The organism is Arthrobacter sp. Y3225116, from assembly GCF_059091245.1.
On the sequence record NZ_JBNHGL010000513.1, the window covers coordinates 1 to 794 of the forward strand.

Annotated in this window: 2 protein-coding genes; both read right to left on the minus strand. The window is 67.0% G+C overall.

Annotated elements, in window-relative coordinates; genetic code table 11:
• Positions 1-618 (minus strand): PadR family transcriptional regulator (locus AC5RV2_RS18680; RefSeq protein WP_494093570.1); only part of this gene is annotated, 618 nt, incomplete at its 3' end.
• Positions 615-794, minus strand: a 180-nt coding sequence (locus AC5RV2_RS18685; protein WP_494093571.1) for a hypothetical protein, incomplete at its 5' end; no start/stop codon positions are given. The genes AC5RV2_RS18685 and AC5RV2_RS18680, both read right to left, overlap by 4 nt.

Genomic DNA, 794 nt, shown 5'->3' on the forward strand with positions numbered 1-794 from the left:
CGCCGGCTGCGGCGCCTGCGGCTGCTGGATGCCCGGCTGGTCGGAAAGCCGGTCGATGAGCGCGAGGCCGCGGCGTGCCCAGGTAATCTCCTGTTCCGCGCGGGCCACCAGCCCTTCGTAGGTAAAGCGCTTGAAGGCCTTCACCCGCGTCCGTTCGCTCGCCGGGGTGCCGGCCAACCGGCGATTGAGCATCTCGCTGCTGTCGTCGTCGATCTCGCGGATTCGCTGCTCCCACTGCTGCCGGAGCGCGGTGTAATGCTCAATGTGCGCGCGCATCTGTTCGCGCGCAGCGTCCGGTTCGGCCCACTCCAGGTAGGCCGCCTTCAGGTGGGCGGGATCCCGCACGCGGGTGTAGTCGAGCGTGGTGTTCATCCACTCGCGGAAGGCCTGCAGCCCGGCGGCGGTGATGTGGTAGCGGCGCTTCCTCCCGCGCTGGCCCCAGATGACCTCCTCCCCGTCGAGCAGCCCTTCCTGCTCCATCCGCCGCAGCTCCGGATAGATCTGGGAGTCGGGCGCGTGCCACACATTCCCGACGGACGACTCGAATTCCTTGTAGAGGTCATAACCGGTCATGGGTTCGACGCTGAGCAGCGCCAGCAAGGCGTAGCGGAGACTCACTGATTCAACTTCCTTTTCAGTGTTGTGTTGCCAATCACTATATCCATCGGTAGTCGGATGGCCACGCGAAAATCGATGTTGATCGTCAGGTCGTGGTCCCGAGGCCGTCGTTTTCGAGGCTGCGCCCGCCCCGGCCCCGTGGGCCCGCCCGGCTCCGCGCCCGCCCGGCCCGACCC